Origin of the sequence: Paenibacillus sp. IHB B 3415 (assembly GCF_000802655.2) — a bacterium.
Classification (GTDB): Bacteria; Bacillota; Bacilli; order Paenibacillales; family Paenibacillaceae; genus Paenibacillus_AQ; species Paenibacillus_AQ phytohabitans.
This window is the reverse complement of sequence record NZ_JUEI01000006.1, coordinates 13674-36809: the sequence shown is the minus strand read 5'-3', so window position 1 is coordinate 36809 and position 23136 is coordinate 13674. Positions and strand designations below refer to the sequence as shown.

The window sequence follows — 23136 nt, the reverse complement described above, 5'->3', positions numbered from 1 at the left end:
CATTGGCACAAGCTGAGAAAACTATACAAATCACCGTCAAGCTCCCAAAGAAACAATATGAAGCATTGAAAAAGTATGCAGCAACCAAGCATCTCAGTATGGCAGATATCGTACGTGCCTTTATTCAAAAGGGGATGTCTGTAGATGCCTATACGGAAGAGATTGATTTCATCACCACCATTATCCGCCAGGAGATCACCATTGCCATCAATGGTTTGAGCAACCGGTTAGCCGGACTGGCTAGCAAAGACCTTATCATGTCCGCCGCCTCTTATTACTCCACCATTGCTATTATTGCGGATTTAATCGATGTGAATCGTTATACAACTTTCCGGGAGATTGAGAAGAAGGCTCGGCAGCTTGCAGTGGAATACATGAAGATGAAGCTCACTGATGTGGAGAAGCTATTCCTCTCCGGTGATGGTTTTGAGCAGGATGCTGAGCGACTGCGCGGAGGCGATATCGATGTCGGCTCTGATCTATAAGCAACGCTTCTTCCACCCCAATAAGCCCAAAACCGCAGTCAGCAATTACTGTCATATTGGTTATATCGCCACCCGTCCCGGTGCAGTTCGGCATGATGCGAAAAACCATGGTCTATTTGGAAAACTAAGGCCCGGCGAGATGCAGATATTTGATTCCTGGCAAGAAGTGGCGCGAACTGCCCGAGATATTTCGCAGCAAGGCAAAAACATGTATCGTGGCATTATTTCTTTCCGCAAAGAAACTGCAATGGAACTAGGACTATCAAACTTCACGGCATGGCAGCAGTATATCGAACAACACATTGCCACACTTGCAGCTCAAAACCAGATTAAAACAGAGAACCTTTGTTGGGCTGCCGCCCTTCATAACGAAATGGATCATCCCCATCTTCATGTGGTGTTCTGGGACAGGAAACAAGAAATCATGAAGAACTTCACTTCCCCCGAAGTCCCCAACAGCATTCGCAAACAGTTGATTAAAGACACGTTCGCTTATAAAATCAAACAGTTTATTGCCATGCGGGATCAGGCCAAATCCGGAGTGTCCGAGATTACCGATCAATTGGTGTCAGAATTTGAGAACTATCTGAAGCAGTTGAATCCCAAAGAATTTCGAGCATTCCAGCAGCGGTTTGAAGTCGATGATGCAGACTCTCTTCTCCTCTTTCCCAAACACCACTTGGTGGAGCCCTCTTCTGTCAAGAAGTTGGCTGAACAGCTTTTTCAATTGCGTCAACAAATGCCGAAATCCGGACGACTTGCGTACAAGCTGTTGCCCCCTGAATCAAAAACACCGCTAGATAAGTTTGTACAGAACTTGTTGCAAGAGAATCGCTATCTTGCTCAGATGGTAGAAGATTACGTTGAGGCCAAAATGAACCTGGCAATGCTATATGACTCTAATCCAGAACATTTGAACAGGCAGCGTGCTAAATATCAGGCTGAAGCAGAGAAACGTATCGCCAACCGCATTCTCTCCACGGTTCGCAACATCATCCAGCTAGAGAAGGATGCCAGCTTTAATATCAAACAAGCTAATTGGCAGTATGCCATGACAGAGCAATTAGTGCTTGAGCTGCTTAACCTGATGGAGGGCTTGGCGATGAATGCCCAAATGGATTACGACGACAAAAGCAAGCTAATGGGAGGTGACTTATCGAAGCAGGCTAAGAAAGAATGGCTCCTACGGAATAAGGATAAAGGATTCGATAGGTAATGTGAGTCTCCAACCACACCGAAAGGATTGATCAAATGTTTTTTACCGATGGAAAGCTACAATCATTTGAGAAACTGATGCGTCAAACCCCACGGAAACATCGACCACCTTCAGAAGACAAACCGAAACAACAACCTCAAGTAATTCCTTATCAGGAGAGTCCATCTCAGCTCAAGGAGCAATCGGCCAATGGAGATCAATAATCGAATGAAAGAGGTGCTGGAAGCAGAACTCTCCCGTTTGGGTTTGAATATACAGCGTGAATCGACCTCCGTTCTCTCCGTTCTTCAAAAGAACGACCCTATCGCATTTATTCATCAGAATGGTGAAATTCATTATCCAGCTAATGCCGAAGCTGAACTCGCTCACCAGATACCGAGCATTGTCGGAAAGGTCTGGGAGATAGAGCGCAGCTATCGTAATGCTACCCAACTTGGAATCTCCAGTTTGAGCAGTTACCGCAGTATGCTGGAATATAACCATCATGTATTAGCAGGCCGTTACGATGGGGACGGTGAGTTTCGCTTTGTTACGTGGGAGATGAATAGCGAGCGGACTGGATTTGCCATGGGCCATTATTTTTATCGCAACGAATATGAGAAGGCTAAGGAAGATTTTCTAATGCGGAGTGGATTACTCGACAAGGGTAGACTGTTTGATAGCGATCAGCTAAGTTCGCTTTACGCTGCCCTTCTTTATCGTAGCCTTAATGATTCCACAATAGGGTATAACGAAAAACAATCCGTTGACCATCTTCTACAGAAAATCGAGTCATTGGCTCCCCCTTTTCCCAGTCTCCTCTATCCCCAAATACAAGCCGAACTGGATCACGAACAGTAGCCTTCTTGAAAGGTGTGCCTCAAATGAAAAGTAAAAGCGAATTTTATAAAAGCTTCTTTGCTGCCTTATCACAGCAAGGAATTGAGGTCCGGCGTTCCACATCCGCGGACTATTTAGCAGATCTATATCAGAAGGATCAAATCATTGCCTTTTATACACGGATGGATAGTATTGATCGTAATCCTTTTGTTACTGTCCCGGATCGGCTTATGAGCAGCATTTCAGACCTGGCACGGAAAACAGCCTTGCAGCTAGGTGTTTGTACCGAAAAGCCATACACCGATAAGGATGAGAAGATCACAAACGGTGTCTACAAGCTTAGTGAATACGGGGACGTCATTCTTGCTTGCAAACATCATCCTCTATTCGAATATGTGTTTTCGACCTACCGTCTTGCGCCAGAGAATGGAATACCGGTACAACGCCAATATTTTTATGACAAAAATGAAGCAATGGAGAACTTTGCCGTCCGCAGCGGCCTGGTAGATGGTAAGAAACTATTCAGCGAGAATGAGCTTATTCTCATTCATGATGAGATGGTCAAATTCCTCATCAGTCCCAACGACAAGACGATGGAGCAATTCGAACAGGTCCAGATCCTGATCGACCGATTGGAGGAACTACTGCCCGAGCTTAAAGATCGGGAAATCCACCTGAACTACGAACATGAATTTAGTCATGACTTTGACGGTAACTCGGAGACGCTCGAAATTACCGAAGATGCTCGGTAACAACTCATCTTTGTTATAGAAGGAAGTGAGTCCATGCCTCAGCCCGAAAGCTTGATATGGGGTAATATTTTAACCTGCGCGGAAATTGGCCTGCATGTGTACGGCATGATGGCCGAACACAATAGCGGCATTGTTATGGATGCTGATTATGCCAAAGAAGTACTCAGTGAAGAAGCGTTGCAAGCTGGAGAGTCACAAGGTGATCATATTTATTTCGACGACGCTAAAAGTATCATTCCTGCTTATGAACTACTCAAAAAAGATGCAATTACAGATCCGGAATTTAAAGCATGGTGCGGCTCGCCAGAAAAACTGGCCCAGGATGGAGAGTTTTTTGCTCCGGAGTATTTTGGTGGAATGCCCCCACCAGCAACTACACCTTGGGGAAACATTACGGAGAGCCAAGAGTTCTACAATGGGATCTCCATGGTGAATCATGACGGAGAGTGGGCACTCGCGGTACATCAAACGATCGCAAAGCACTGTCTGTCGGAGATGGCACAGGAAGTAGCAGCTGGTCAAGAAAACTATCTCTTTTATCCACTAGATGCTTGCTCCATTCCGGTTTATGAATTGTCCGCTTCTCACCCCGCTGTACTGGAACAAATTATTAACGAGGAAAGTTTGGTGCACACCTTATGTGAGGATCATCCCGTCTATGTAACGATGCATAATCTTCATGTTGAAGAATGGGGCCGTATTTATGATCAGCCGGCACCAAGATCACTTTTTCTACAAATACAGCTGGATCAGGAAGCGCGTTTCCCTGTTACGGAAAAATACGAAGAATTCCCACAATTCCATCAAGATTCTATCTCCCTGAGAGAACGACCTGATAATTATTTTGAACCCACAGAGGAGCCAGAGTGGTGAAAACGAAACAAAAGCTGCTGCTTTGCACGCTTTTAATAACCATCGGTTCCATCTTTAATCTCTTCTTCTCTATGGCCCTGCATGGTGCCTTATCCGGTTCAACTTCAACCCTCACCGTCCCCTCCCTAAATGCAAGCCTGGGTAGTCTTATTTCTAGCAGAGTTCACTTTCTGCTTTTTCTTTGTCTTCAAGGATTTACTCTACTCCTGTCCGCTCTCTTTTTCGTCTCCAATAACCGGCCATATCAGAGCAAACTTAAGCAAATCGCCCCCGGGATTGAAACACCTGTAGTGGTGGGACAAAATCAGCATGGCTCCGCACGATGGCTCCAAGAAGAAGAATGGGCTCATGCCTTCGACTGCGAAATGCTCGATCTGCATCATCCCTATATTCGCCATTTGATTCAATCCGGTTACGACGACCTGCATTTCCGACAAACCGATCTGAAGGAGGACTTTCACCATGAGAATGCTTCATCCGAAGTCTATTCCGAAAGTGAACACCGCCATTAACCATCCTCGCCCAACTGCTGCACCATCTCTGATCAAATCTGGTGGTATTGTCCTAGGATTACAACAAGCGCGAAGTCAGGAGCGTCTTTTCTTTATAGGGGATGATGTTCATTCTCTCTGTATCGGTGCGACGCGCAGCGGGAAATCTCGAACAGTGGTCCTTCAATCCATCGGACTCTTGGCATTAGCCGGAGAGTCATTGGTTATCTCTGATCCGAAAGCAGAGCTGTTTCATTATAGTAGCGTCCTGCTGGAGAAGCTGGGTTATGAAGTGTTTGCGCTCGATTTCCGTCATCCTGAAAAGAGCCACCATTATAATCTGCTTCAGCCTATCATTGACGCAACGCTGGCTGAAGACCAAGAGCAAGCAGAAATGCTCGCTTGGGACATGACGAATGTGCTGGTAGGGAAAGCTCAGGGTGAAAAAATCTGGACCAACGGAGAAATGTCGGTCATCGCCGCCTCGATCCTCAGTGTAGTGTGGGATAACGTCAAGCGTCCAGAGTTTCAAAATATGACCAATGTCTACTGGTTTTTAGCGGAGATGAACAAACAAATCGGCAACAAAACACCGATGCAGGAGTACATTAAGCGGTTGCCTCAGAACCATCCTGCTCGGGCTCTGCTCAGCATCTCCGACATTGCTCCCTCCCGCACCAAAGGTAGTTTCTATACCTCAGCGTTGACCACATTGCGCCTCTTCACCTCCAAATCCATTTATGCCATCACACACAAAAGCGACTTTTCTTTAGCCGACATCGGCAATAAGAAACAGGCGCTTTTTATTATCCTCCCCGATGAGAAGACAACCTTTTATCCTGTGGCTTCGCTTATGGTATCCCAGTTGTACGAACTATTAACTACCGAAGCAGACAAACGTGGAGGACGCTTAAAACAACGGGTCAATTTTATCCTTGATGAGTTTGGTAACTTTACGCCCATTGCCGATTTCACAAATAAGTTGACGGTCGGCGGCGGGCGTGGAATGCGCTTTAACCTATTTCTACAGAGTTTCGAACAATTGAAAGAAAAATATGACGACCATGTAGCCAATACGATCAAATCCAATTGTCAGACCTGGATATACCTGCAGGCTGACGATCTAGAGACGCTGCGGGAAGTCAGCGAGAAGCTCGGGACATATACAACGTCCAGTTATCAGCTATCTGCATCACATGGCAAATATTCGACGCCCAGCACTTCACACAGCTTAAATCTGCTTGAGCGCAAGCTGTTAACGGTAGACGAGGTGCACCGTGTCTCACGCCCTTACCAGATTGTACTATCTCGTTCCCATCCAGCAATGATGTATTCTCCCGATCTATCCTCTTGGGCATTTAACGCGATGATGGGCCTTGGAGACAAGGAGCACAATCGCAAAGTGAGAGAAGAACGAGAAATGCGGCGAATCGTACGAACGAATACGAATGAGGAGGTGAAACTTTGGAACATTTGGATCTACTATCAGAAAGACATTACCAGGCAGATGGCCGAACAACGGCAACAAGCAGCCGCTCAAAGCGGATTATTCCCTCCGGGTTCAGACGACGATTAAGGTCCGGCCGCTTCTCTTCGGTTATACGAACTGCAGCAGCCGTACTATTTACGCTTTACTACTATTGGGTTGAATCCGCATCCGTTTATGCTTCCGGCGACATTAAAGGTAGCAAGCTGGTGACTGGGACCGAGAAATTAATTGGTGATGTCACAACTTGGTTGATGATTCTGGCTCCGGTTGTTTCCGGTTTGCTCATTGTTTATTTTAGTATCCGACGCTCAGCTGCGGATGAGATGGACACCAAAAAGTGGAACAACCGTATCATTGTTGCCGTTGTATCCTGCATTGGTGCAGTACTCGGCGCAGCCACCCTTAATATCATTATTGGCTACTACAAGTAAAAAAGAGCTTGTTGACCGCAGCAGGCTCTTTTCTATGCTCACATTGAATTTTGGAGGTTATGAATAATGAAAAAATGGATGAAGGCTGTACCAATAATATTTGCTCACATGGGGAGCAATGCAAAGAGAGTACTTAGCAACCGAAGCGGGGAAGGTTTCGTGGATACGGCTGTAAAGATCCTGATGGCCGTTGTGATCGGCGCACTTGTGCTAGGCGGTCTGTATCTGCTGTTTGAAGGAACCATCCTGCCCACACTTACTCAGCGGATCAAGGAGATGTTCAACTACAAAGGTTAAGTAGCCTTCAGAGGAAGCGGCGGTCACGCCGCTTCTCTTAGAAAGGAGGAACAGATGGAAAAGATCTTACTGCTGCTCGTCGTTGCTCTGCTTAACGGGGCGCTGATCTACATGGACACCTTATTAAAAGATATCCTGCCCATCTCCTTGTATGCTGAGAAATACATGACCCTTACAACCGGCACGAATCTACTGGAAAGCTTATACGATATTTTGTTTGGCTTTGGAGTTGCAGTGATGATTCTCAAATTCCTGAAAAAAGGCTTTGAGATTTATGTACTGTGGACCGATGGGGATCCGGATGAAGAACCGCTATTTCTACTGACCAATTTTTTCAGGGCAATGGCTGTTGCCATTTGTTTTCCCACTATCTATACCTGGATCGGTCAAATGGTTGAAGAGCTAACCAATCAGTTACTGGTCGTCATCGGACAATCGACCGACTACAACTGGCAGGTTTGGGTTAACAGCATCAGCTCACTCGGACTTGTGACAGCACTATTTGGATTGGTCTTCGTTGTATGCTTCTTCATCTTGTATTTCCAGTTTCTCATGCGCGGACTCGAAATGTTTATCCTTCGTGTTGGTATTCCGCTAGCCTGCGCTGGATTACTGGATAATGACCGTGGTGTATTCCGTGCCTATACCCAGAAATTCATGCAATCCATGTTGACAGTAGTCATTCAAATCGCCTTAGCCAAATTAGGTGTGGGGTTGATGCTGCAATCCCATGTCTTCTGGGGACTAGCCTGTATGATGCTCGCGATTAAGACACCACGTTTCCTCTCCGATTTCTTGATTACATCTGGTGGCGGTGGCGGGGTTGTAAACAATGTCTATCACTCCGTCAAACTCGTAGGAATGGCCCGCAAAATGATGAAGGCCGGGTGACTGAATGGATACCCTGGAGGAGCTAGCAGAAGCCCTTATCGCTTTAATCCGTCTTGGCTGCGCCTGTCGCTTGGTATATTGCATGGTACGTCTGGCTGGAGCTGATGAAGAAGCGACGAAATATAAGAAGCGTAGCCGGAACGTTGTACTGTTCTACATTCTTGCTGAAAGCATCTGGCAGGTAAAAGATATCATTCTGTTCTATTACCAATAGGAGGTCTGAGATGACTCAAGAATCGCAAACGTTGTATATTCCGATGGGTGTGAAGCCGGAAGCCGAGTGGTTTCCGGGTTTTGGCAAACAGCAATTAGGTCAGGCTTTTCTAGGTTCATTGCTCACTGTACTTCTAGCGTTACTTCTTTGGCTGATCAATGGCAGTGTGCCGATGGCCTTAGTTACTTTCTTAACCGGTGTTTCCGCCTCAGTGATGATGACCACGAAAGACCGAAATAATCTGTCCGTTCTCGATCAAGTACGCTTCATGGTTCGCTTCGCCAAAAGCCAAAAGGTATATCCCTACAGAAGTCTACCTGAATGGCCGTGGCAGGAGGAGCAACCTTGAGTCTCCCCCTAAATCTCTTCCTTCTGAAAGGTTTACTCCTCGTCTTGTTCCTGACTTGTGCCAGCATTACGGATGTTAAAACGCGCCAGATTCCTGATTTTCTTTCTGTAGCTATTACCGCTGTAGGATTCATACACTTCTCTCTTCTTTTCTCCTTATCTGGGATGCTCCTGACTGGCGTACCGTATCTTGTCGCCGCTGTAATCTCCAAAGGTAAGCTCGGCGGCGGTGATATCAAACTCATGGCAGCCTGCGGCTTTGTGTTAGGTCCTGTAGGTGGCACAATTCAAAGCATTATTGGATTAACATTTGTTCTTTTAGCTGCTGCAGGAATCGGTATCAAATCCGGTTATCAATCTGCAAAACATACATCTCTGCCGCTGGCTCCCTTTTTATCTGCCGGCGGCCTTTTTGCGTTTATCATGATCCAACTCTAAACCCTTCCTCAGGAGGTCTTGTCTTTATGCACAGATATAAAAATCGTTCTGTATTAGGAGCTGCCTGTATTCTACTCTCCCTCATTATTTGTTTTGGCATTGCACCACTCTTAAACCGTGCAGCTGGTGATACCACTCAAATCATCCGTATTACCAAGGATGTCGCTAAAGGATCGGTAATTCAGTCAGAACAGGTAGAAACCGTTGAGGTAGGAAAGCTCCATTTGCCTGGAGCTGTTCTTAAAACGACGGAGGCCGTTGTTGGACAATTTGCGACGGTGGACCTTAAAACTGGCGACTATTTGCTCCCTTCCAAGTTATCTGCTGTTCCACTAGATGCTTACCTCAATCGACTGGATGGGCACAAACAAGCCATGTCCGTCACAATTAAGAGCCTTGCAGCAGGATTATCCGGTAAACTTCAACCTGGTGATATCGTGACCCTCATCGCTTCGGATTACGGAGAAATGCGTACGACTACCATGCCTCCAGAGCTGCAGTATGTCGAAGTATTAGCTGTCACTGCAAGCAGCGGGGTGGACGCACAAACAGGAAATAACGGCTCCACTAAAGACGACGATGAGGACAATGAACTCCCTTCAACCTTAACGCTACTGGTTCAACCACAGCAGGCTCAACTTTTAGCCGATCTTGAGAATAAAGCTAAGCTGCATACGTCCCTCGTGTACAGCGGCGACCCTGCTACCGCCAAAGCTTTTACCAACAAACAAGATGCATACTTTACAGCCCAGCAAAAGAAAGGGGAGGCAAATGAGTAATAAACCGTTGATCGCTGTTTGGGGCAATCCCGGTAGCGGCAAGACAGTAACGACGATCAAGCTGGCTAAAGCCTTTGCCGCTAAAAAGAAAAATGTTCTCATTCTCTGCTGCGATGCCCTTTGCCCCTCCGCTTCCACAATCCTGCCGCAAGCCGCCAAGCAACAACGCTCCCTGGGCGAACTACTCAGCCTGCCTGCTCTAACCCAAGAAGAATTACTGCAGTTTGCTCTACCACTGGATGGTTCTCCTCATATTGCTCTGATTGGTTACAAAAAAGGAGACACCGCGTTTACGTATGCTTCTTACGACAGGGAACGTGCTGTCGATCTACTAACGTTAGCAAGACATCTGGCAGATGTGATATTGGTTGACTGCTCCAGCTATCTCTCCGTCGATCCTCTTTCCACAGTAGCACTCGAACTGGCTGATATTGTCTATCGGTTACACAGTTGTGAGCTGAAAAGCCTGATGTTCTATGCTTCCTACTTACCATTGTTGACGGATTTACGGTTTCGCCGTTCATTGAATGTCTCTGTACTATCCAATGTTAAAGCAGGGCAAGACGAACGGGAATACAGTCAAGTTTTCGGGGGTATTGAGGTAACCCTTCCCTATGTGACTGAGCTAGAGCAACAAACGGCAGATGCCCGGCTGCTCGATGACCTATGTGGCAAAGAAGCAACGACCTATCTCAGTGGTGTGGAACATTTGATTCAACTGGCTTTACCGGAAGAACACCCGCATGTAGCGAAGTCAAAAGATAAATCCTCTACAACTCCAATCCGTAATCCGACAACTTTTAATCTCCTCAATTGGCTGAAATCATTCCTACCAAAACGCCGAGGTGATGGTCAATGAATCAAGCTTCTTCTCTATTTTTCTCTGCCACTCAGTCCAAGCCCTTTGCAGATGTGCTTAAGGAAGTCCAGACCTATCTTTCCGGGAAATATGCCACACTGATGAGCCGCCATCCTGATGAACAAAAACAGCAGATCATTTCCTATATGAGTCAATATCTAACCGACCAACGGCTACATGTGCCAGGACTTACCTTCGATGAACTAATCAATCGACTGTATGCCGAGATGGTGGAGTATTCTTTTTTGACTCGTTATCTCTTTTCAAGAGATGTCGAGGAAATCAATATCAATAGCTACAATGATGTGAAAATCAGCTATACGGATGGACGAATACTCCCCGCTGAAGAACAGTTTTCTTCACCAGAGCATGCGGTGGATGTCATCCGGCGGCTACTGCACCAGTCCGGAATGATCCTGGACTATTCTCAGCCCATTGTCCGGGGCCATCTGGCCAACAATATTCGCATTACCGTATTTGGTGCTCCTATTACAGATAAAGATAAAGGGATTGCCGCCTCCATACGGATCATTAACCCGCAGAAGTTAGCCCGAGAGGATTTTATTCAGAATGAAACAGCGACCGCAGAAATGCTGGACTTCCTTAGCATCTGTCTAAGGTACGGATTATCCATGTGCGTCACTGGAGCCACCGGCAGCGGGAAAACAACATTGATGAGCTGGCTGCTCTCCACGATCCCCTATGACAAACGTATCTTCACTATTGAAAATGATTGCCGTGAGTTTGATCTGGTCATTACCGACGAAAACGGCTGCGTTCTGAACAATGTGGTGCATACGGTGACACGCTCCAGCGAAGACCCCCGCCAGCATATCGATCAGGAAAAGCTACTGGAATTTGCCCTGACTGCCAACCCGGATATTATTTGCGTCGGAGAAATGAAATCTGCTGAAGCTTTTGCTTCTCAAGAAGCAGCTCGAACTGGTCATACCGTGATTACCACTACCCATGCGAATTCTTGTTTTGCTACCTACTACCGGATGGTGACACTCTGTACCCAGAAATATGATATGAATGACCAGACCCTGTACAACCTGGTAACAGAAGCTTTTCCACTCATTTTGTTTGTGAAGAAACTTGAGGACAATAGCCGCAGGATGATGGAAATCACAGAATGCTGCATACTCCCAGATGGTCAGCGTGTCATTCATACGCTATTCCGGTTTGCCGTCCATGCTACTTACGAAGAAGCCGGCCGTATTTGCATCGACGGCGCTTATGAGAAGGTTAGTGACATTTCCATCGGCCTACAGAAACGGTTGCTCGAAAACGGTTTGCCCTTGTCCTCATTGCATCATTTGTTATCTGGAGGTGAAGCCTCATGACGTTTATGCTGCTGTTAGCCTCTATCGGTTTAACTGCAGGCTGCATGTTGATCCTTCAACTCACTCCTTACACATTAGCACAAGAACTCTCCGAACTACTCTCCCATTTGTCTATTCGAAGTCCATCATTAGCAAAACGGATCCGTGCTGTTCAGCACCCAAAGAAACTTAAAGGCTGGAGAGCTGCAGTACATGAAGCCCAAGCCATTCTAGAACAGACGGGTCATAGTCAACGGTTTGGTTTGCTTATCGCCGTTTCCCTATCCTTAGCAATTATCGGAGCTATGCTGGCAATCCTCATGAACAACTTGTGGTTGTTACCCGTAATGGCTGGGGGGTTTGCCCTCCTCCCTTTTTGGGGTATCTTGTTCAGCTCTACATTCTACAAGAAGCGTCTGGGTAGTGAATTAGAAACGGCGCTCTCCGTCATTACCACCTCCTACCTGCGTAACGAGAATATTCTGGCAGCGATTGAAGAAAATCTCCCTTACTTGAATCCTCCCGTAGCAGATGTGTTTCAAGCATTCCTAGCTGAAACTAAACTGATTCATGCCAACCTCAGACTGGCGATTCTACAGCTTAAAGGACGGATTAATAATACCGTCTTTCAAGAGTGGTGTGATGCCCTAATTGCCTGTCAGGATGACCGAACGTTGAAATCCACACTCATGCCCATTGTCGCCAAATTGTCCGATATGCGTGTTGTCTCGGCGGAACTTGACTATTTACTCTATGAGCCATTAAAAGAATTTCTAACAATGGCTATCCTACTTGTCGTCAATATTCCCTTACTTTATTTTCTGAATCGCGACTGGTTCCATACATTGACTACCAGCACTCCTGGGCATATCGTGCTTTCAATCTGCGCATTGGCATTGTTTATCTCACTGGCAGCAGTGATCCGGCTTACACGTCCTCTGGAATACAAACGTTAGAAAAGGAGAATTCAAATGCACGATTCTATTCGGTTACTAGGCAATTTGATTGAGGCATCCCCGCAAGAGCAGATCATCTTACAATCCCTGATTGAGGAATACGGGTTCCATAACTTTTGGGACCGGTTCGAGGAAGAGGAACTGCCAGCAGATTTGAAAAGCAAGCTACGGGCAGTAAAGAAGATCTTATATGCCTTGAAGCCAGTCCCATCTCCTGAAAGGAGCGAATTCGATGGGCCAAGACTCTCTTGATAAGATGGTCAAGGAATATATCCAATCCCTTCATCTGTTAACGGGAATTTCACTCGATAAATTAGAGAACTATGGAAATACCAATAACCTAATGAATGCTCTGGAGCATCCCCATTCCTTGGAACTCACTTCAATGCAATTACAAAAAGTTGAGCAGCTTAATGAATTCCTCATATCTCACCGTGTTCTGCAGTGGGAAGTGGAGAATACACAGCGAAAAATCACCTCTCCAGAGCTGGCAGGAAGCTACTTCTCCGCATTTTTACATGGGCTACGGGACCGAGAACGCTTCATGGTCGCCTTCTTAGATAATGGTAACCATGTGATTGAAACACGGATTATTTCTGAAGGTGGTCTCACTGAGGCTCCTGTGTACCCCCGCAATATTTTAAAGGCTGCGCTGAATTGTGACTGCACATCCATCATTATGGCGCATAACCATCCGGGCGGAAGTCTGAAGCCATCCTGGGAAGATATCGAGATGACCAAACGAATAGTTGCGATCTTTGAACCGCTTAATATTAGTATTTTGGATCACATCATTATTGGTAATGCAGGCTTTACTTCATTGACAAAGATGGGGAAATTGCCGAAATCAGCTGAAGCAGCGATTAGTTATGAGGCCATCACCCTCAAAAGTCTGGAGGAAGTCGAACCGTATATTCACGCTCCTTACCCGGAGCCTGCATGGGATGGTGTAGTGCGTGAGGAAGAATGGGAGCGCTAATGGAGGTAATTGTCTATGATGTCCGGATTACTAATGTTCATTGGTTTGTTTTTCGCTGCTGGATCTTATCTCGTTATCACAGACCTGATTAAACTTCCCACACTTGCTGCCTCCAAGGCAATCATTCGGGTCGCACGAACTGGGAAGAAAAACAGTTCTACCTTCGATGCTCTCATCTTTCGTATGTCTTCCTGGCTAGCTCCTAAACTTCGACTAAGCGATTACTATAAACGCAAAACTGCTGCGACCCTTCAGTCAGCTGGTATTCCACTAACCCCGCAAGCCTATGTAGCTCATTCCATTGTAAAAGCAGGTCTGATTTTTGGTGGAGGATTAGTGAGTCTTCCAATTTTACCGTTGATTTCACCACTCTTTATCTTTTTGGCGATCGCTGTGTTCTTCAAAAACATAAGTGCGGCAAGTGAATCTGTTCGCAAAAAGAGAGAAGAAATTGAAGCTGAACTCCCCCGGTTTGTAGCCACTATCGCGCAGGAGCTTAAAGCTACTAGAGACGTGCTGCGGATGCTTGAGGTCTACGCCAAGAATGCCGGGAGCAGCTTGCAGAGCGAATTATTTATCACTATAGCGGATATAAAAAGCGGCAATCAGGAGACGGCACTGCTGAGGCTCGAGACCCGTATCGGCAGCACGATGTTATCCGATATTGTACGGGGGTTGCTAGCCGTATTGCGTGGTGATCAGGGAGTTGTCTATTTTGAAATGCTCGCACATGACTTCAAATTGGTAGAGATTCAGCGTCTCAAGCTTATTGCAATGAAGCGTCCAGGCAAAGTACGCAAGTATTCATTCTATATGCTCGGATGCTTTATGTTGATGTACATTGTCATTTTGGGCACGGAGATCATGAGGGCGATGGGCAAGTTATTCTGATGCATACCATCCAGAAGGAAGGGAGGAATGCTAGGTGTCCATCCTCCGAAGTAAGCGCGGAGAAGGTTACGTCGATGTGGTGGTGCTAGTATTGGCTGCCATGTTATGTGTAGCTCTGGCGATCAAGGTGTTTCCGGTCTTTGTTGTAAAGAATCAACTGGACACTTTCGCCGCGGAACTGGTACGAGAAGCTGAGATATCCGGCAGAGTTGGTAATGAGACTACAGAGCGAGCTAATGAATTACAGACACAAACTGGTCTATATCCTACAATAACATGGAACAGAACCGGACAAATTCTAATTAATGAAGAAGTAACGGTAATCTTGAAAATCACTGTTAATATCGGACTATTTGGGAGTTTTGGCTCCTTCCCCATTGAACTCTCCGCTAGAGCTCAAGGAAAGTCTGAGGTGTATTGGAAATGAAGTGGCTGACTAACAAATCTGGTAATGGCTTTCCGTTAGTTGTTGCCATTGTGTTGGCAATATTGATGTTTTCTAGTGTAATTTTTGAATATATGAGACTAACGATTATTGCCAGTGGTGTACGTGATGCCGTGCAAAGCTCCATTATTGCCGTGGTTGCTGAAAACTACAGTAATGTATACAGTAGCCTGCGGCAAAGTTACTCCGGCGGTTATTTACGGTCCGGAAACGAATGGCAGGAGCAGGTCTCCACAGGACATGTCTATCCACGGCTACAAGAGAATTTGGGACTGGCCCAACAAGGGACAAGATATGCCAAACTAATTGGAGATCAGGTGGAATATAGTTTATCCGGTTTAGTTGTAACTCTTATCAATGCACCGTTCGCTCCTTCTTCTCCGAACACCATAGAGCAATTCACAGCCGAAGCAGTAATACAGCTAGAGGTGCCACTTTCCTTTGGCTGGGGTCATCTACCTTCTATGAAGGCAGAATTACATGTTAAAGCAGTATATATGCCTCGTTTCAGCTCATAAACTTATAAAAAATTATTGTGTAAGCTGATTTCATTGGATTTTACAGAATTATACAGTAAAATAGAAGAAAGGGATCCTCTTGTAAAAACACAAATATGTTATAAGGAGTCGAGAAAGATGAAGCGAAAGATATGGGCTTTTGCCGGAGGAATTGTGATTATTGGGCTTATAGCTACTTGGGCGGCATGGCCACATCAAGACAGCAGTCAAATAACTGATCCTGCAAAAACGATAACCTCAGCAATTCCTTCTAAAATCAATGTTTCTGAAATAGAGCCAAGCCCTACTAACTCCCTCCAGAATCCAAGCCCAAGCCACTCCCCCATCTCTGTTGACGAAATCACCCCTCAGCCTAACATATCTGAAACTCCTATACTTCAACCGGAAAAGGAAAAGAAGAATGTTGAAGTACCCATTACCCAACCTGCAAAAACACCAAAACCTACCCAGCCACCTAAGCCCAAAGTTAAGGCATCTACAAAACCACAATCTCCTGCTTCTACTCCAGCTTATGAGGAAAAGACAATTCAGCCTAATAAACAAAAAGATGAACCAAAGGCCGGAGCAAAAAATAATGATGGAAAGGTTTTCGTTCCTGGCTTCGGATGGGTTGAAGATCAAGGTGACAATAAGGGAAACACCAGTGAATCAGATGGCGATTGGAACAAACAAGTAGGGTCTATGGACTAGTCCAATTTAATCCATGTTAAAGAAGAGTACAGGCGATAATCCTGTACTCTTTTATTTTGGAGGTGAATACTTTGAAACGGTTTCTATTATTTCTTCTTTCTTCAATACTTGCGCTTTCCCTTTTCCAGCTTAATTCTTTTGCTGATGGCACTGGTGATGGAAATATTGATAATGGCGGAGGCGGCATGGGGTCAGGTACGTCCCAAAATAAGTGGGTACCTGGCTACGATGGGGTTAGAGTGACAGTTATTCGTGTTTCAAATGAAGCGTCCGTTTCTACTCCTGTTGATTATACAAATAAAAAACCTGCATCTAGCTTAATTAATTTTGGAAAATTAAGTAAAACGCAATATCGCAATGGAACTGACCTTAGCGTTCGTGTTGGGGGATACGTTTACCAAATACCCGCATTGCCAATGCCTCAGATCATCAGCTCAGGTGGAAGCGTAACGAATATTGAGGTTATTAAAAAGTATTTCTGCTCTGAAGGGGCAATAAAAATGATTTCAAATGATACTGGGATAGACTATGCCCTCTTAACAGGTGGCAACTATAAACTCCTTTTAGAGCCGATAGCCTATTTTACATTTGAAGGTGGCTTTATGGGAATGACAGCTCATGAAGCTGCTTTATATGATCAAGTTCTAAACGGTGGTTTGCGTTCCAAAATGGTTAGCCTAACCCACCAGAATTTACCGCTCTCAATGTTCTTAGAGAACTCCGACCTTAACTTCCCCGCTTGGAATGGCTCTACCAACAGTCGTGTCAGTAACGATCAAATTATTACATCCCTTGGTTTGGGCATCGTCCGCTTTAATAACGCCCCTACTATCCCTTCCCCCAGTCAGACGAGCTACCAATACCGGACAGATACTGATGTGATTACCTCTGTGCGTCTTTCCACCTCTGCAGAAATCACACCTGATAATCCGGTAAGCGTTACATTTGCGATTATGGGCAGCACTTACACGGTGACGAATATCGTCATTCCGGAAGGCGACAGTCAGTTGGTTTGGATAAAATGGCACACACCTAGCACACCACAATCAATTTCTATTCAGGTGCGCTCAACAAACGGCTCTCTTAATGTTTCTTCTATAACAGCTTCTATTGTCGATCTAAACCAGAATCCCCCGCCCAATCCTACTGCCACAGATCGTAACGATTCATTTCACCTCCCTGCAGTTCCTACCTATCCATCAAAAACTACTACCTTCTGGGGAATCTGGTCGGCTAGTTGGCATGAATACTGGGTCTGGATTTCTAACTGGCAATGGTACAGTAGCGGAAAGGGTACCGGCTATTGGATAGACAATGGATATTGGAAAGATCAAGGCTGGTGGGATTATATCTGGACTAGTTATTTCGCTTCCCTCTCTGCCACTCAATCAGTCATCCCCGATACTAAATCACCATCTCCTTCCTCCAATAGGATGAAATCAGGATATGGCATTGAGATAACTAGCAACAGCACGACCTCTTCTAATGCCCCTAGTAGTCACATCACCGGTGCCCAGCCGCCGTAACCTATTTCCCAGAGTTTTCTTATCAAACCTACTGGCGGCTTCATGACCTTAAATCAGGTGGAGTGAACGCCAGCTTTTGGTTGAAGACCAATGAATATTCATCCTATCAAAGTCGGGTTCACTTTACGCCGGTTTGGTTCCCTGACGGTCCCTATATTCCAATCACACGCATTCTGGATGCCTGGACGCCTGCAGGCATGCTAACCCTTCAATTACAGGGAACGATTACGATCTCCGGGAACCTATTCTCTGATTGGCATATTGCACCGAAAAAAACAAAATAGAAAGTTGGTGCTGCATTTATGCTGCCCATCATTGTGCTGCTCCTCTGCCTTCTTGGCGGAGGAGCTGTTTTATTTCACCTCATGAAAAGTAAATCAAAATCAAAAATCACCACTGATCTTGCCATGCAAACAGCACAAGAATTCGTCCAAGTACAAGACATTCATGGGAACTTCCTTTATACACAAGACGGTTGGCTGATGAGCTATGTGCGGATCTTCCCGATTAGCCTGGATTTATTGAGTTCCTCTGAAAAGCGGATGCTTATCAGCAAACTAACAGCCGAATTATCCTCTTTCAACTATCCATTTAAGTTTCTTGCGGTAAGCCGCCCTGTAGATATTTCCCCTCTAATTTCAGAACTCAGTGCCTTACTCTCTACTGCAGACCCTAAGCAGAAAGAACTGCTCCGGCAAGAAATGCTGGAGATGAACACGCTCACTCTCTCAGGTGAAGTAGTTGAGCGACAATTTTATTTAATCCTCTGGCAGCGACAAAAAGACGGAACTGAACGGGACCTCTTGGACAAAGCTAAACGGCTTGCTCAGCATTTTGAAGATGGCCAAGTGCAGACCCAACTTTTAAAACAGCAAGACATCGTTCAGTTATGCAACCTAGTTAACAATCCCTCCTACACCCACCTCGAAACGGCAGAACCTGAAAATGTAATTCCTTTTCTTGCGAAGTTGGAGGTGTAGAATTTGGATCCCTTCACTGCGAAGTTACTTTCCAAAATAGCCCTGAAAATTGCTTCCGACGAACAAGCTCGCAAACGAATACTGATGCTGATTTTAATTCCTGCAGCCACCTTGTTGGTTCTCATCGCTATGGTTCTACAACTGCTTACCTCCCCCTTAGAGTCACTTAAAATATGGCTCTCGGCTGATGAAACTCCTATTGTAAATGAAATGCGTACCGATTATGGCTTTACCCAAATTCTACAAAATACCGACGAAGGATATTTGGAAAGTCAGGGGCAGCACTATGAGGGAGTTACGTTTAAGGATGGTAGTCGTGAAGTTGTCTACTACAACCAAATGGATTCCCGTTGGGCAGATAAGCCTTACGGTCCTAGAGATACCATTGGAGTGTCTGGATGCGGTCCAACTTCATTAGCAATTGTTGTATCGACGTTTACAGATAAAAGTATCGATCCTGTGACTATGGCTAAGTGGGCCTATGAAAATGGTTATTTGGCAGAAGGAACCGGTAGCTACCATAGCTTAATTCCTGATGGTGCTCAGCATTTTGGTTTGAATGTTCAAGGTGCTGCTCAAAAAGACCAGCAAACTATCATTAATGCCTTATCTAGTGGAAAACTGGTTGTTGCCATTATGGGTAAAGGTCACTTCACTTCCTCCGGCCATTTCATGGTACTTCGAGGTGTCACCACTGAAGGCAAGATTCTTGTCGCCGATCCAGCCAGTCAAAAGCGAAGTGAGCAGGAATGGGATTTCTCCATTATTTTGAACGAAGCCCGAAAAAATGCAGCAGCAGGTGGCCCCTTCTGGATCATAAGCGGAAAGGAGAACTGATATTTTGAAACCCACATCTCCATCTTTATCTGTGAATCCTTCACTTCTAAACGCAATCACTCCTATGGGCTTGGAGTTTTCTCGTAACGGCCTTGTGATTGGTGAACAAACAGCTAAAATGTATGGCGTCATTCAGTATCCTCCCAAAGCCGATGTCGGTTGGCTCTCCACTCTAACCAATATGCCATCTACCATGGTATCCATCGGTTTTCAACCTATAGACAATAGCGCCTTAATCTCAGCAATATCCAAATCCATTACACAAAATCGCAGCATGGCCGACAGTGCTAAAGATCCTCTCACCCGTCAACGAGCAGACAAGGCGGCTACCGATGGTGAGAACATTATGATGCAGATCGACCAAAACGGTGAAACGGTTGGCCTTATGAATGTAATGGTCATGCCATTTGCTGAAGATGATAAGCAGTTCACCCGCACATGTAGACGTGTTGAAAATACCTTAAGTATGATGCGCTGCAAAATTCGTAACCTGGCCCATCTTCAAAAAGAGGGCTTTCGTCACCTATCCCCCATGTACCCCGCACAAGATCAAATGGGGGATATCCTAAATAAAATCATGCCGATGAGCACCTTCGTGGGAGGTTTCCCCTTTGCAAGCTCTGGTTTCAACGACGGCACGGGTTACTACTTCGCCAAGGATGCTAGCGGCGGATTGGTCATCGTCGATACATGGAAGCGTGGCGGCGACCGAACCAATTCAAACATCGTCATTATGGGCGTGGCCGGCGTGGGTAAATCTACAGCTGTAAAGCATGTGGCACTTAGTGAATACATGAAGGGTACCAAAATTATTTTTATTGATCCAGAATCGGAATATAAGGAGCTTTGCCAGAGGCTAAATGGCGATTGGATTAACGCCGGGGGTGGATCTAATGGCAGAATCAATCCACTGCAAATTCGCCCCGCTCCACGCGATGAAGAGGATGAGCAATTTCCGCTTTATAAAGATGAAGGTCACGGTATGTCCGACATGGCGCTTCATCTTAAGAATCTGGAAATCTTCTTTAACCTCTACATCCCTGACCTGACCATGATGCAAAAAGCTGTTCTTAAGCAATGTTTGATTGAATTGTATAATCAGTTTCAGATTACCTGGACCACAGACATTGCGAAACTTTCCAGTACCGACTTCCCAACTTTTTCTGACCTCTACGCTCTGATTCATGGCAAGGAAAAGAAGCTTGGAGATGAAGTGTATAAAGAGTTGTCCCTACTATTGCATGATATTGCACATGGTGGGGACTCTTTTTTATGGAATGGTCACAGTACCATCCAAACCCATAGCCGCTGCGTTTGCTTGGACACCCATACTCTTCAGAATACTTCTGAGAACATCAAGAGAACCCAATACTTTAACCTCTTATCCTGGTGCTGGGAGCAAATGTCTCAGGACCGGACAGAACGGGTTCTTCTAATCTGTGATGAGTGTTATTTGATGATTGACCCGAACGTCCCACAGAGCCTAGTTTTCCTGCGTAATGTAGAGAAACGTGCTCGCAAATATGAAGCTGGATTGGCAATTATCTCTCATAGTGTCGTCGACTTTCTAGCACCTGAAGTCAAGATGTATGGGCAAGCGCTTTTGGATATTCCTTGTATCAAAATACTAATGGGGACAGACGGGAAGAACCTTCAAGAAACACGAGAGCTTTATAACCTAACGGACGCAGAGGAAGAACTTCTGGCCAGCAAGAAGCGCGAACATGCTTTGTTGATGATCGGCTCCAAGAGGCTGCATATCCACTTTGATATCCCTGAATATAAGTTTGCTTATATGGGAACAGCAGGAGGACGATGAGCATGGACAAAAAGAAACAGCTCATTGAGCTTTTTTTCTATATGGGTCTAGTGGTCATTGGGATTATATTGTTATTCATGAAGGAAGGGTAAAGGATGATTCTATATCTAACTAGTAGTAATAAAGTTAATCTGCTAGATTTTATTGAGACTGAGTTGGAATTGCCGATAAAAAAGCTGATTGGGTCATTTTCACTCAATTCCTTTGTGGTCAAAGATATGCGCTTTTATAGCCATGTTCGCTATTTAGCAATTGAGCGTGGAGCAATAAAAGAGACTGATGAAGAAATGGTACAAGCACTTTTATCCTTTCAGATGATGTATGAAATGCGGATCATTGTGATTTCGGAAGGGCTACCGGAGAGCAGTCCTTTTTTCCAAGAACTGATACAGGCAGATATTCAAAATGTGGTTACAGCCGAAAAAACAGAAGTGATACAAGATGAAATTCGAGAGTGTTTTTCAGAAGTGGGAATGTTGCGACGTAAAGCTGAGGGAGAGTCAATCTCATTAGAGGCACCGCCTCAAATTTCACCGGTGGAAGAAGTAACCCAATTACGGTTTAACTGCACTAATGTCACAATTTCCATTGCAGGATGTGACCGGCGAGTCGGTGTGACTACTACTGCTTTCAACCTGGTCTGTTGGATAAACGCCCACGGAGGAACTGCATGTTACGTTGTGGCAAATAGTAACAACCATTTAGCTCATATCATTCAGTTATTCAAACCCGATAAATTTGGTAACGCCTATTCAATGGAAGGTTCTGACTTCTATATGACGAAAGAATTAAATCAGGATTATAACTTCATCGTGATTGACTGCGGAATGTTAAAGGAACACAAGATTCAAGACTCTTTTGTAAACTCCGACATTCGGTTACTCTGTAGTTCAGCAATGCCTTACGAAATGGCAGGGTTCTACCGGTCTATGGAGCGATGTAAGAACCTTAATGTGCAAGCGTTAGGATTATTTGTACCGGATAATATTAAAACCTATTTGTCACAAAGCATTAGTCAAGACATCATTTTCTGCAATGCATCTCATGACCTTTTTGATTCAAAAATAAATGGAGAGGTTTTTAAAAAATTACTCAACACATATATTAAGGTCTGAACAAATATTACCACGCTTCAATATTAGCAAATTAGATTTATTAGCAGGGAACTTGAAATTATTACCTTAAACAAAAACTGTTTACTATAGAATAAATAATTAATCTTAGTTGATATACAAAATCCGTGTTTAATATATTTTTTTCACAAAAATCCGAATTTCTTTATTAATAATTTTGGCATTTATTGCAGAAATGAGGTAAGATATATGTATATAAACCCCTCGAAGAATCCCACACCATCGCTATTTAAGTATGGAGGGGATCTCTTTTAAGGAGGGGTTTTTATGTTGAGTCCTGATCAAAAATTGAATCTATTTGAACTGCTCAAAACTAGAAGGGGCGATGATCCCTGGCCACTTCATCGGATTGGACATCATATCAGTTTCCCTGTGAAGACACTTAAGGAAAAAAACTCCTTAAGGTATCAGATTAAAAAGTTAAGAAAACATCCCGATTTAGAATACCTTGCCAACATAGGAAAGGGATATTTTATCCCTGAGTATGAGTATGAATTCGAAGACGTTTCTACTACTTTTAAAAATCGTGCGAATGGAATGGCTGAAACAGCTGAAAAGTACAAAATCGGGGGATTACGAGCGAAAAAGTCTAGCAGAGATCATGAACAACTGAGTTTTGATTTTGATGCTGCTGCCGAACAGTAAGGAGTAGATG

The 23136-nt window shown here is 44.9% G+C and carries 28 protein-coding genes; all 28 read left to right on the top strand.

The window, feature by feature from the left end; genetic code table 11:
* Positions 1-2 precede the first annotated feature (2 nt).
* The 28 genes from QW71_RS03475 to QW71_RS03340 all read left to right on the top strand — a co-directional run bounded on the left by QW71_RS03475 (position 3) and on the right by QW71_RS03340 (position 23126).
* Positions 3-485, top strand: a complete 483-nt coding sequence (locus QW71_RS03475; RefSeq protein WP_039293302.1) for a hypothetical protein — start codon at positions 3-5, stop codon at positions 483-485.
* Positions 466-1701: a MobP3 family relaxase gene (gene mobP3, locus QW71_RS03470; RefSeq protein ID WP_039293300.1), complete on the top strand. Its 1236-nt coding sequence runs from the start codon at positions 466-468 to the stop codon at positions 1699-1701. The genes QW71_RS03475 and mobP3 overlap by 20 nt, the downstream gene beginning before the upstream one ends.
* 189 nt (positions 1702-1890) lie before the next feature.
* The gene (locus QW71_RS37730; RefSeq protein WP_052769869.1) at positions 1891-2541 is read left to right on the top strand and encodes a hypothetical protein; all 651 of its coding nucleotides are present in this window, start codon (positions 1891-1893) and stop codon (positions 2539-2541) included.
* Between the two features lie 23 nt (positions 2542-2564).
* Positions 2565-3272: a hypothetical protein gene (locus tag QW71_RS03460; protein WP_039293297.1), complete on the top strand. Its 708-nt coding sequence runs from the start codon at positions 2565-2567 to the stop codon at positions 3270-3272.
* A gap of 33 nt (positions 3273-3305) precedes the next feature.
* A complete protein-coding gene (locus QW71_RS03455) occupies positions 3306-4145 on the top strand; it encodes a hypothetical protein (RefSeq protein WP_039293296.1) in 840 nt (279 codons plus the stop codon).
* Complete coding sequence (locus QW71_RS38785; RefSeq protein ID WP_083442402.1) at positions 4142-4657, top strand: hypothetical protein; 516 nt, start codon at positions 4142-4144, stop codon at positions 4655-4657. The genes QW71_RS03455 and QW71_RS38785 overlap by 4 nt, the downstream gene beginning before the upstream one ends.
* Entirely contained in the window at positions 4608-6212 is a 1605-nt protein-coding gene (locus tag QW71_RS36870; RefSeq protein ID WP_052769867.1) for a VirD4-like conjugal transfer protein, CD1115 family, read from the top strand. The genes QW71_RS38785 and QW71_RS36870 overlap by 50 nt, the downstream gene beginning before the upstream one ends.
* A 119-nt stretch (positions 6213-6331) precedes the next feature.
* Positions 6332-6556 (top strand): Mbov_0395 family pilin-like conjugal transfer protein, encoded by a 225-nt coding sequence (locus tag QW71_RS41165; RefSeq protein ID WP_197074276.1) that lies wholly within the window; start codon positions 6332-6334, stop codon positions 6554-6556.
* Positions 6557-6664: 108 nt separating this feature from the next.
* Positions 6665-6853 (top strand): DUF6133 family protein, encoded by a 189-nt coding sequence (locus QW71_RS03440; protein WP_246552918.1) that lies wholly within the window; start codon positions 6665-6667, stop codon positions 6851-6853.
* 54 nt (positions 6854-6907) lie between these two features.
* On the top strand, positions 6908-7744 hold the full coding sequence (locus QW71_RS03435) for a conjugal transfer protein TrbL family protein (protein ID WP_039293291.1): 837 nt from the start codon (positions 6908-6910) through the stop codon (positions 7742-7744).
* Between the two features lie 4 nt (positions 7745-7748).
* On the top strand, positions 7749-7958 hold the full coding sequence (locus QW71_RS03430) for a hypothetical protein (RefSeq protein WP_039293290.1): 210 nt from the start codon (positions 7749-7751) through the stop codon (positions 7956-7958).
* A 10-nt stretch (positions 7959-7968) separates the two neighbouring features.
* Positions 7969-8307: a hypothetical protein gene (locus tag QW71_RS03425; protein WP_039293288.1), complete on the top strand. Its 339-nt coding sequence runs from the start codon at positions 7969-7971 to the stop codon at positions 8305-8307.
* Positions 8280-8744, top strand: a complete 465-nt coding sequence (locus QW71_RS03420) for an A24 family peptidase (RefSeq protein ID WP_047013597.1) — start codon at positions 8280-8282, stop codon at positions 8742-8744. Before QW71_RS03425 ends, QW71_RS03420 begins: the two co-directional genes overlap by 28 nt.
* A gap of 26 nt (positions 8745-8770) precedes the next feature.
* Positions 8771-9523, top strand: a complete 753-nt coding sequence (gene cpaB / locus QW71_RS03415) for a Flp pilus assembly protein CpaB (RefSeq protein WP_039293284.1) — start codon at positions 8771-8773, stop codon at positions 9521-9523.
* Complete coding sequence (locus QW71_RS03410; RefSeq protein ID WP_052769866.1) at positions 9516-10382, top strand: hypothetical protein; 867 nt, start codon at positions 9516-9518, stop codon at positions 10380-10382. The genes cpaB and QW71_RS03410 overlap by 8 nt, the downstream gene beginning before the upstream one ends.
* Positions 10379-11728: a CpaF/VirB11 family protein gene (locus QW71_RS03405; RefSeq protein WP_039293283.1), complete on the top strand. Its 1350-nt coding sequence runs from the start codon at positions 10379-10381 to the stop codon at positions 11726-11728. Before QW71_RS03410 ends, QW71_RS03405 begins: the two co-directional genes overlap by 4 nt.
* Positions 11725-12663 (top strand): type II secretion system F family protein, encoded by a 939-nt coding sequence (locus QW71_RS03400; RefSeq protein WP_039293281.1) that lies wholly within the window; start codon positions 11725-11727, stop codon positions 12661-12663. Before QW71_RS03405 ends, QW71_RS03400 begins: the two co-directional genes overlap by 4 nt.
* 232 nt (positions 12664-12895) lie before the next feature.
* On the top strand, positions 12896-13642 hold the full coding sequence (locus QW71_RS03390) for a RadC family protein (RefSeq protein ID WP_047013596.1): 747 nt from the start codon (positions 12896-12898) through the stop codon (positions 13640-13642).
* Positions 13643-13657: 15 nt separating this feature from the next.
* Entirely contained in the window at positions 13658-14533 is an 876-nt protein-coding gene (locus tag QW71_RS03385) for a secretion protein F (RefSeq protein WP_235441373.1), read from the top strand.
* Between the two features lie 100 nt (positions 14534-14633).
* Positions 14634-14960, top strand: coding sequence for a DUF4320 family protein (locus QW71_RS03380; protein WP_083442420.1), 327 nt, complete (start codon positions 14634-14636; stop codon positions 14958-14960).
* A complete protein-coding gene (locus QW71_RS03375; protein WP_039293275.1) occupies positions 14957-15496 on the top strand; it encodes a hypothetical protein in 540 nt (179 codons plus the stop codon). Before QW71_RS03380 ends, QW71_RS03375 begins: the two co-directional genes overlap by 4 nt.
* A 117-nt stretch (positions 15497-15613) precedes the next feature.
* On the top strand, positions 15614-16186 hold the full coding sequence (locus QW71_RS37720) for a DUF6550 family protein (protein ID WP_052769864.1): 573 nt from the start codon (positions 15614-15616) through the stop codon (positions 16184-16186).
* Between the two features lie 71 nt (positions 16187-16257).
* On the top strand, positions 16258-17712 hold the full coding sequence (locus QW71_RS36865; protein ID WP_235441372.1) for a hypothetical protein: 1455 nt from the start codon (positions 16258-16260) through the stop codon (positions 17710-17712).
* Positions 17713-18014: 302 nt separating this feature from the next.
* Complete coding sequence (locus QW71_RS03360; RefSeq protein ID WP_039293273.1) at positions 18015-18692, top strand: hypothetical protein; 678 nt, start codon at positions 18015-18017, stop codon at positions 18690-18692.
* Positions 18693-18695: 3 nt separating this feature from the next.
* On the top strand, positions 18696-19529 hold the full coding sequence (locus QW71_RS03355) for a C39 family peptidase (RefSeq protein ID WP_039293270.1): 834 nt from the start codon (positions 18696-18698) through the stop codon (positions 19527-19529).
* A 4-nt stretch (positions 19530-19533) separates the two neighbouring features.
* On the top strand, positions 19534-21348 hold the full coding sequence (locus QW71_RS03350; RefSeq protein ID WP_235441371.1) for a VirB4 family type IV secretion system protein: 1815 nt from the start codon (positions 19534-19536) through the stop codon (positions 21346-21348).
* A gap of 95 nt (positions 21349-21443) precedes the next feature.
* A complete protein-coding gene (locus QW71_RS41160) occupies positions 21444-22463 on the top strand; it encodes a hypothetical protein (protein WP_235441370.1) in 1020 nt (339 codons plus the stop codon).
* Positions 22464-22748: 285 nt separating this feature from the next.
* Complete coding sequence (locus QW71_RS03340) at positions 22749-23126, top strand: hypothetical protein (protein WP_039293262.1); 378 nt, start codon at positions 22749-22751, stop codon at positions 23124-23126.
* Positions 23127-23136: the final 10 nt, after the last annotated feature.

What these genes read in the sequence shown, in the direction of transcription:
- mobP3 (WP_039293300.1), top strand. Translation starts at nt 466, where the DNA reads ATGTCGGCTCTGATCTATAAGCAACGCTTCTTCCACCCCAATAAGCCC.
- QW71_RS37730 (WP_052769869.1), top strand. Translation starts at nt 1,891, where the DNA reads ATGGAGATCAATAATCGAATGAAAGAGGTGCTGGAAGCAGAACTCTCC.
- QW71_RS03460 (WP_039293297.1), top strand. Translation starts at nt 2,565, where the DNA reads ATGAAAAGTAAAAGCGAATTTTATAAAAGCTTCTTTGCTGCCTTATCA.
- QW71_RS03455 (WP_039293296.1), top strand. Translation starts at nt 3,306, where the DNA reads ATGCCTCAGCCCGAAAGCTTGATATGGGGTAATATTTTAACCTGCGCG.
- QW71_RS36870 (WP_052769867.1), top strand. Translation starts at nt 4,608, where the DNA reads ATGAGAATGCTTCATCCGAAGTCTATTCCGAAAGTGAACACCGCCATT.
- QW71_RS03440 (WP_246552918.1), top strand. Translation starts at nt 6,665, where the DNA reads ATGGGGAGCAATGCAAAGAGAGTACTTAGCAACCGAAGCGGGGAAGGT.
- QW71_RS03435 (WP_039293291.1), top strand. Translation starts at nt 6,908, where the DNA reads ATGGAAAAGATCTTACTGCTGCTCGTCGTTGCTCTGCTTAACGGGGCG.
- QW71_RS03430 (WP_039293290.1), top strand. Translation starts at nt 7,749, where the DNA reads ATGGATACCCTGGAGGAGCTAGCAGAAGCCCTTATCGCTTTAATCCGT.
- QW71_RS03425 (WP_039293288.1), top strand. Translation starts at nt 7,969, where the DNA reads ATGACTCAAGAATCGCAAACGTTGTATATTCCGATGGGTGTGAAGCCG.
- QW71_RS03420 (WP_047013597.1), top strand. Translation starts at nt 8,280, where the DNA reads ATGGCCGTGGCAGGAGGAGCAACCTTGAGTCTCCCCCTAAATCTCTTC.
- cpaB (WP_039293284.1), top strand. Translation starts at nt 8,771, where the DNA reads ATGCACAGATATAAAAATCGTTCTGTATTAGGAGCTGCCTGTATTCTA.
- QW71_RS03410 (WP_052769866.1), top strand. Translation starts at nt 9,516, where the DNA reads ATGAGTAATAAACCGTTGATCGCTGTTTGGGGCAATCCCGGTAGCGGC.
- QW71_RS03405 (WP_039293283.1), top strand. Translation starts at nt 10,379, where the DNA reads ATGAATCAAGCTTCTTCTCTATTTTTCTCTGCCACTCAGTCCAAGCCC.
- QW71_RS03400 (WP_039293281.1), top strand. Translation starts at nt 11,725, where the DNA reads ATGACGTTTATGCTGCTGTTAGCCTCTATCGGTTTAACTGCAGGCTGC.
- QW71_RS03390 (WP_047013596.1), top strand. Translation starts at nt 12,896, where the DNA reads ATGGGCCAAGACTCTCTTGATAAGATGGTCAAGGAATATATCCAATCC.
- QW71_RS03385 (WP_235441373.1), top strand. Translation starts at nt 13,658, where the DNA reads ATGATGTCCGGATTACTAATGTTCATTGGTTTGTTTTTCGCTGCTGGA.
- QW71_RS03380 (WP_083442420.1), top strand. Translation starts at nt 14,634, where the DNA reads ATGTTATGTGTAGCTCTGGCGATCAAGGTGTTTCCGGTCTTTGTTGTA.
- QW71_RS03375 (WP_039293275.1), top strand. Translation starts at nt 14,957, where the DNA reads ATGAAGTGGCTGACTAACAAATCTGGTAATGGCTTTCCGTTAGTTGTT.
- QW71_RS37720 (WP_052769864.1), top strand. Translation starts at nt 15,614, where the DNA reads ATGAAGCGAAAGATATGGGCTTTTGCCGGAGGAATTGTGATTATTGGG.
- QW71_RS03360 (WP_039293273.1), top strand. Translation starts at nt 18,015, where the DNA reads ATGCTGCCCATCATTGTGCTGCTCCTCTGCCTTCTTGGCGGAGGAGCT.
- QW71_RS41160 (WP_235441370.1), top strand. Translation starts at nt 21,444, where the DNA reads ATGATTCTATATCTAACTAGTAGTAATAAAGTTAATCTGCTAGATTTT.
- QW71_RS03340 (WP_039293262.1), top strand. Translation starts at nt 22,749, where the DNA reads ATGTTGAGTCCTGATCAAAAATTGAATCTATTTGAACTGCTCAAAACT.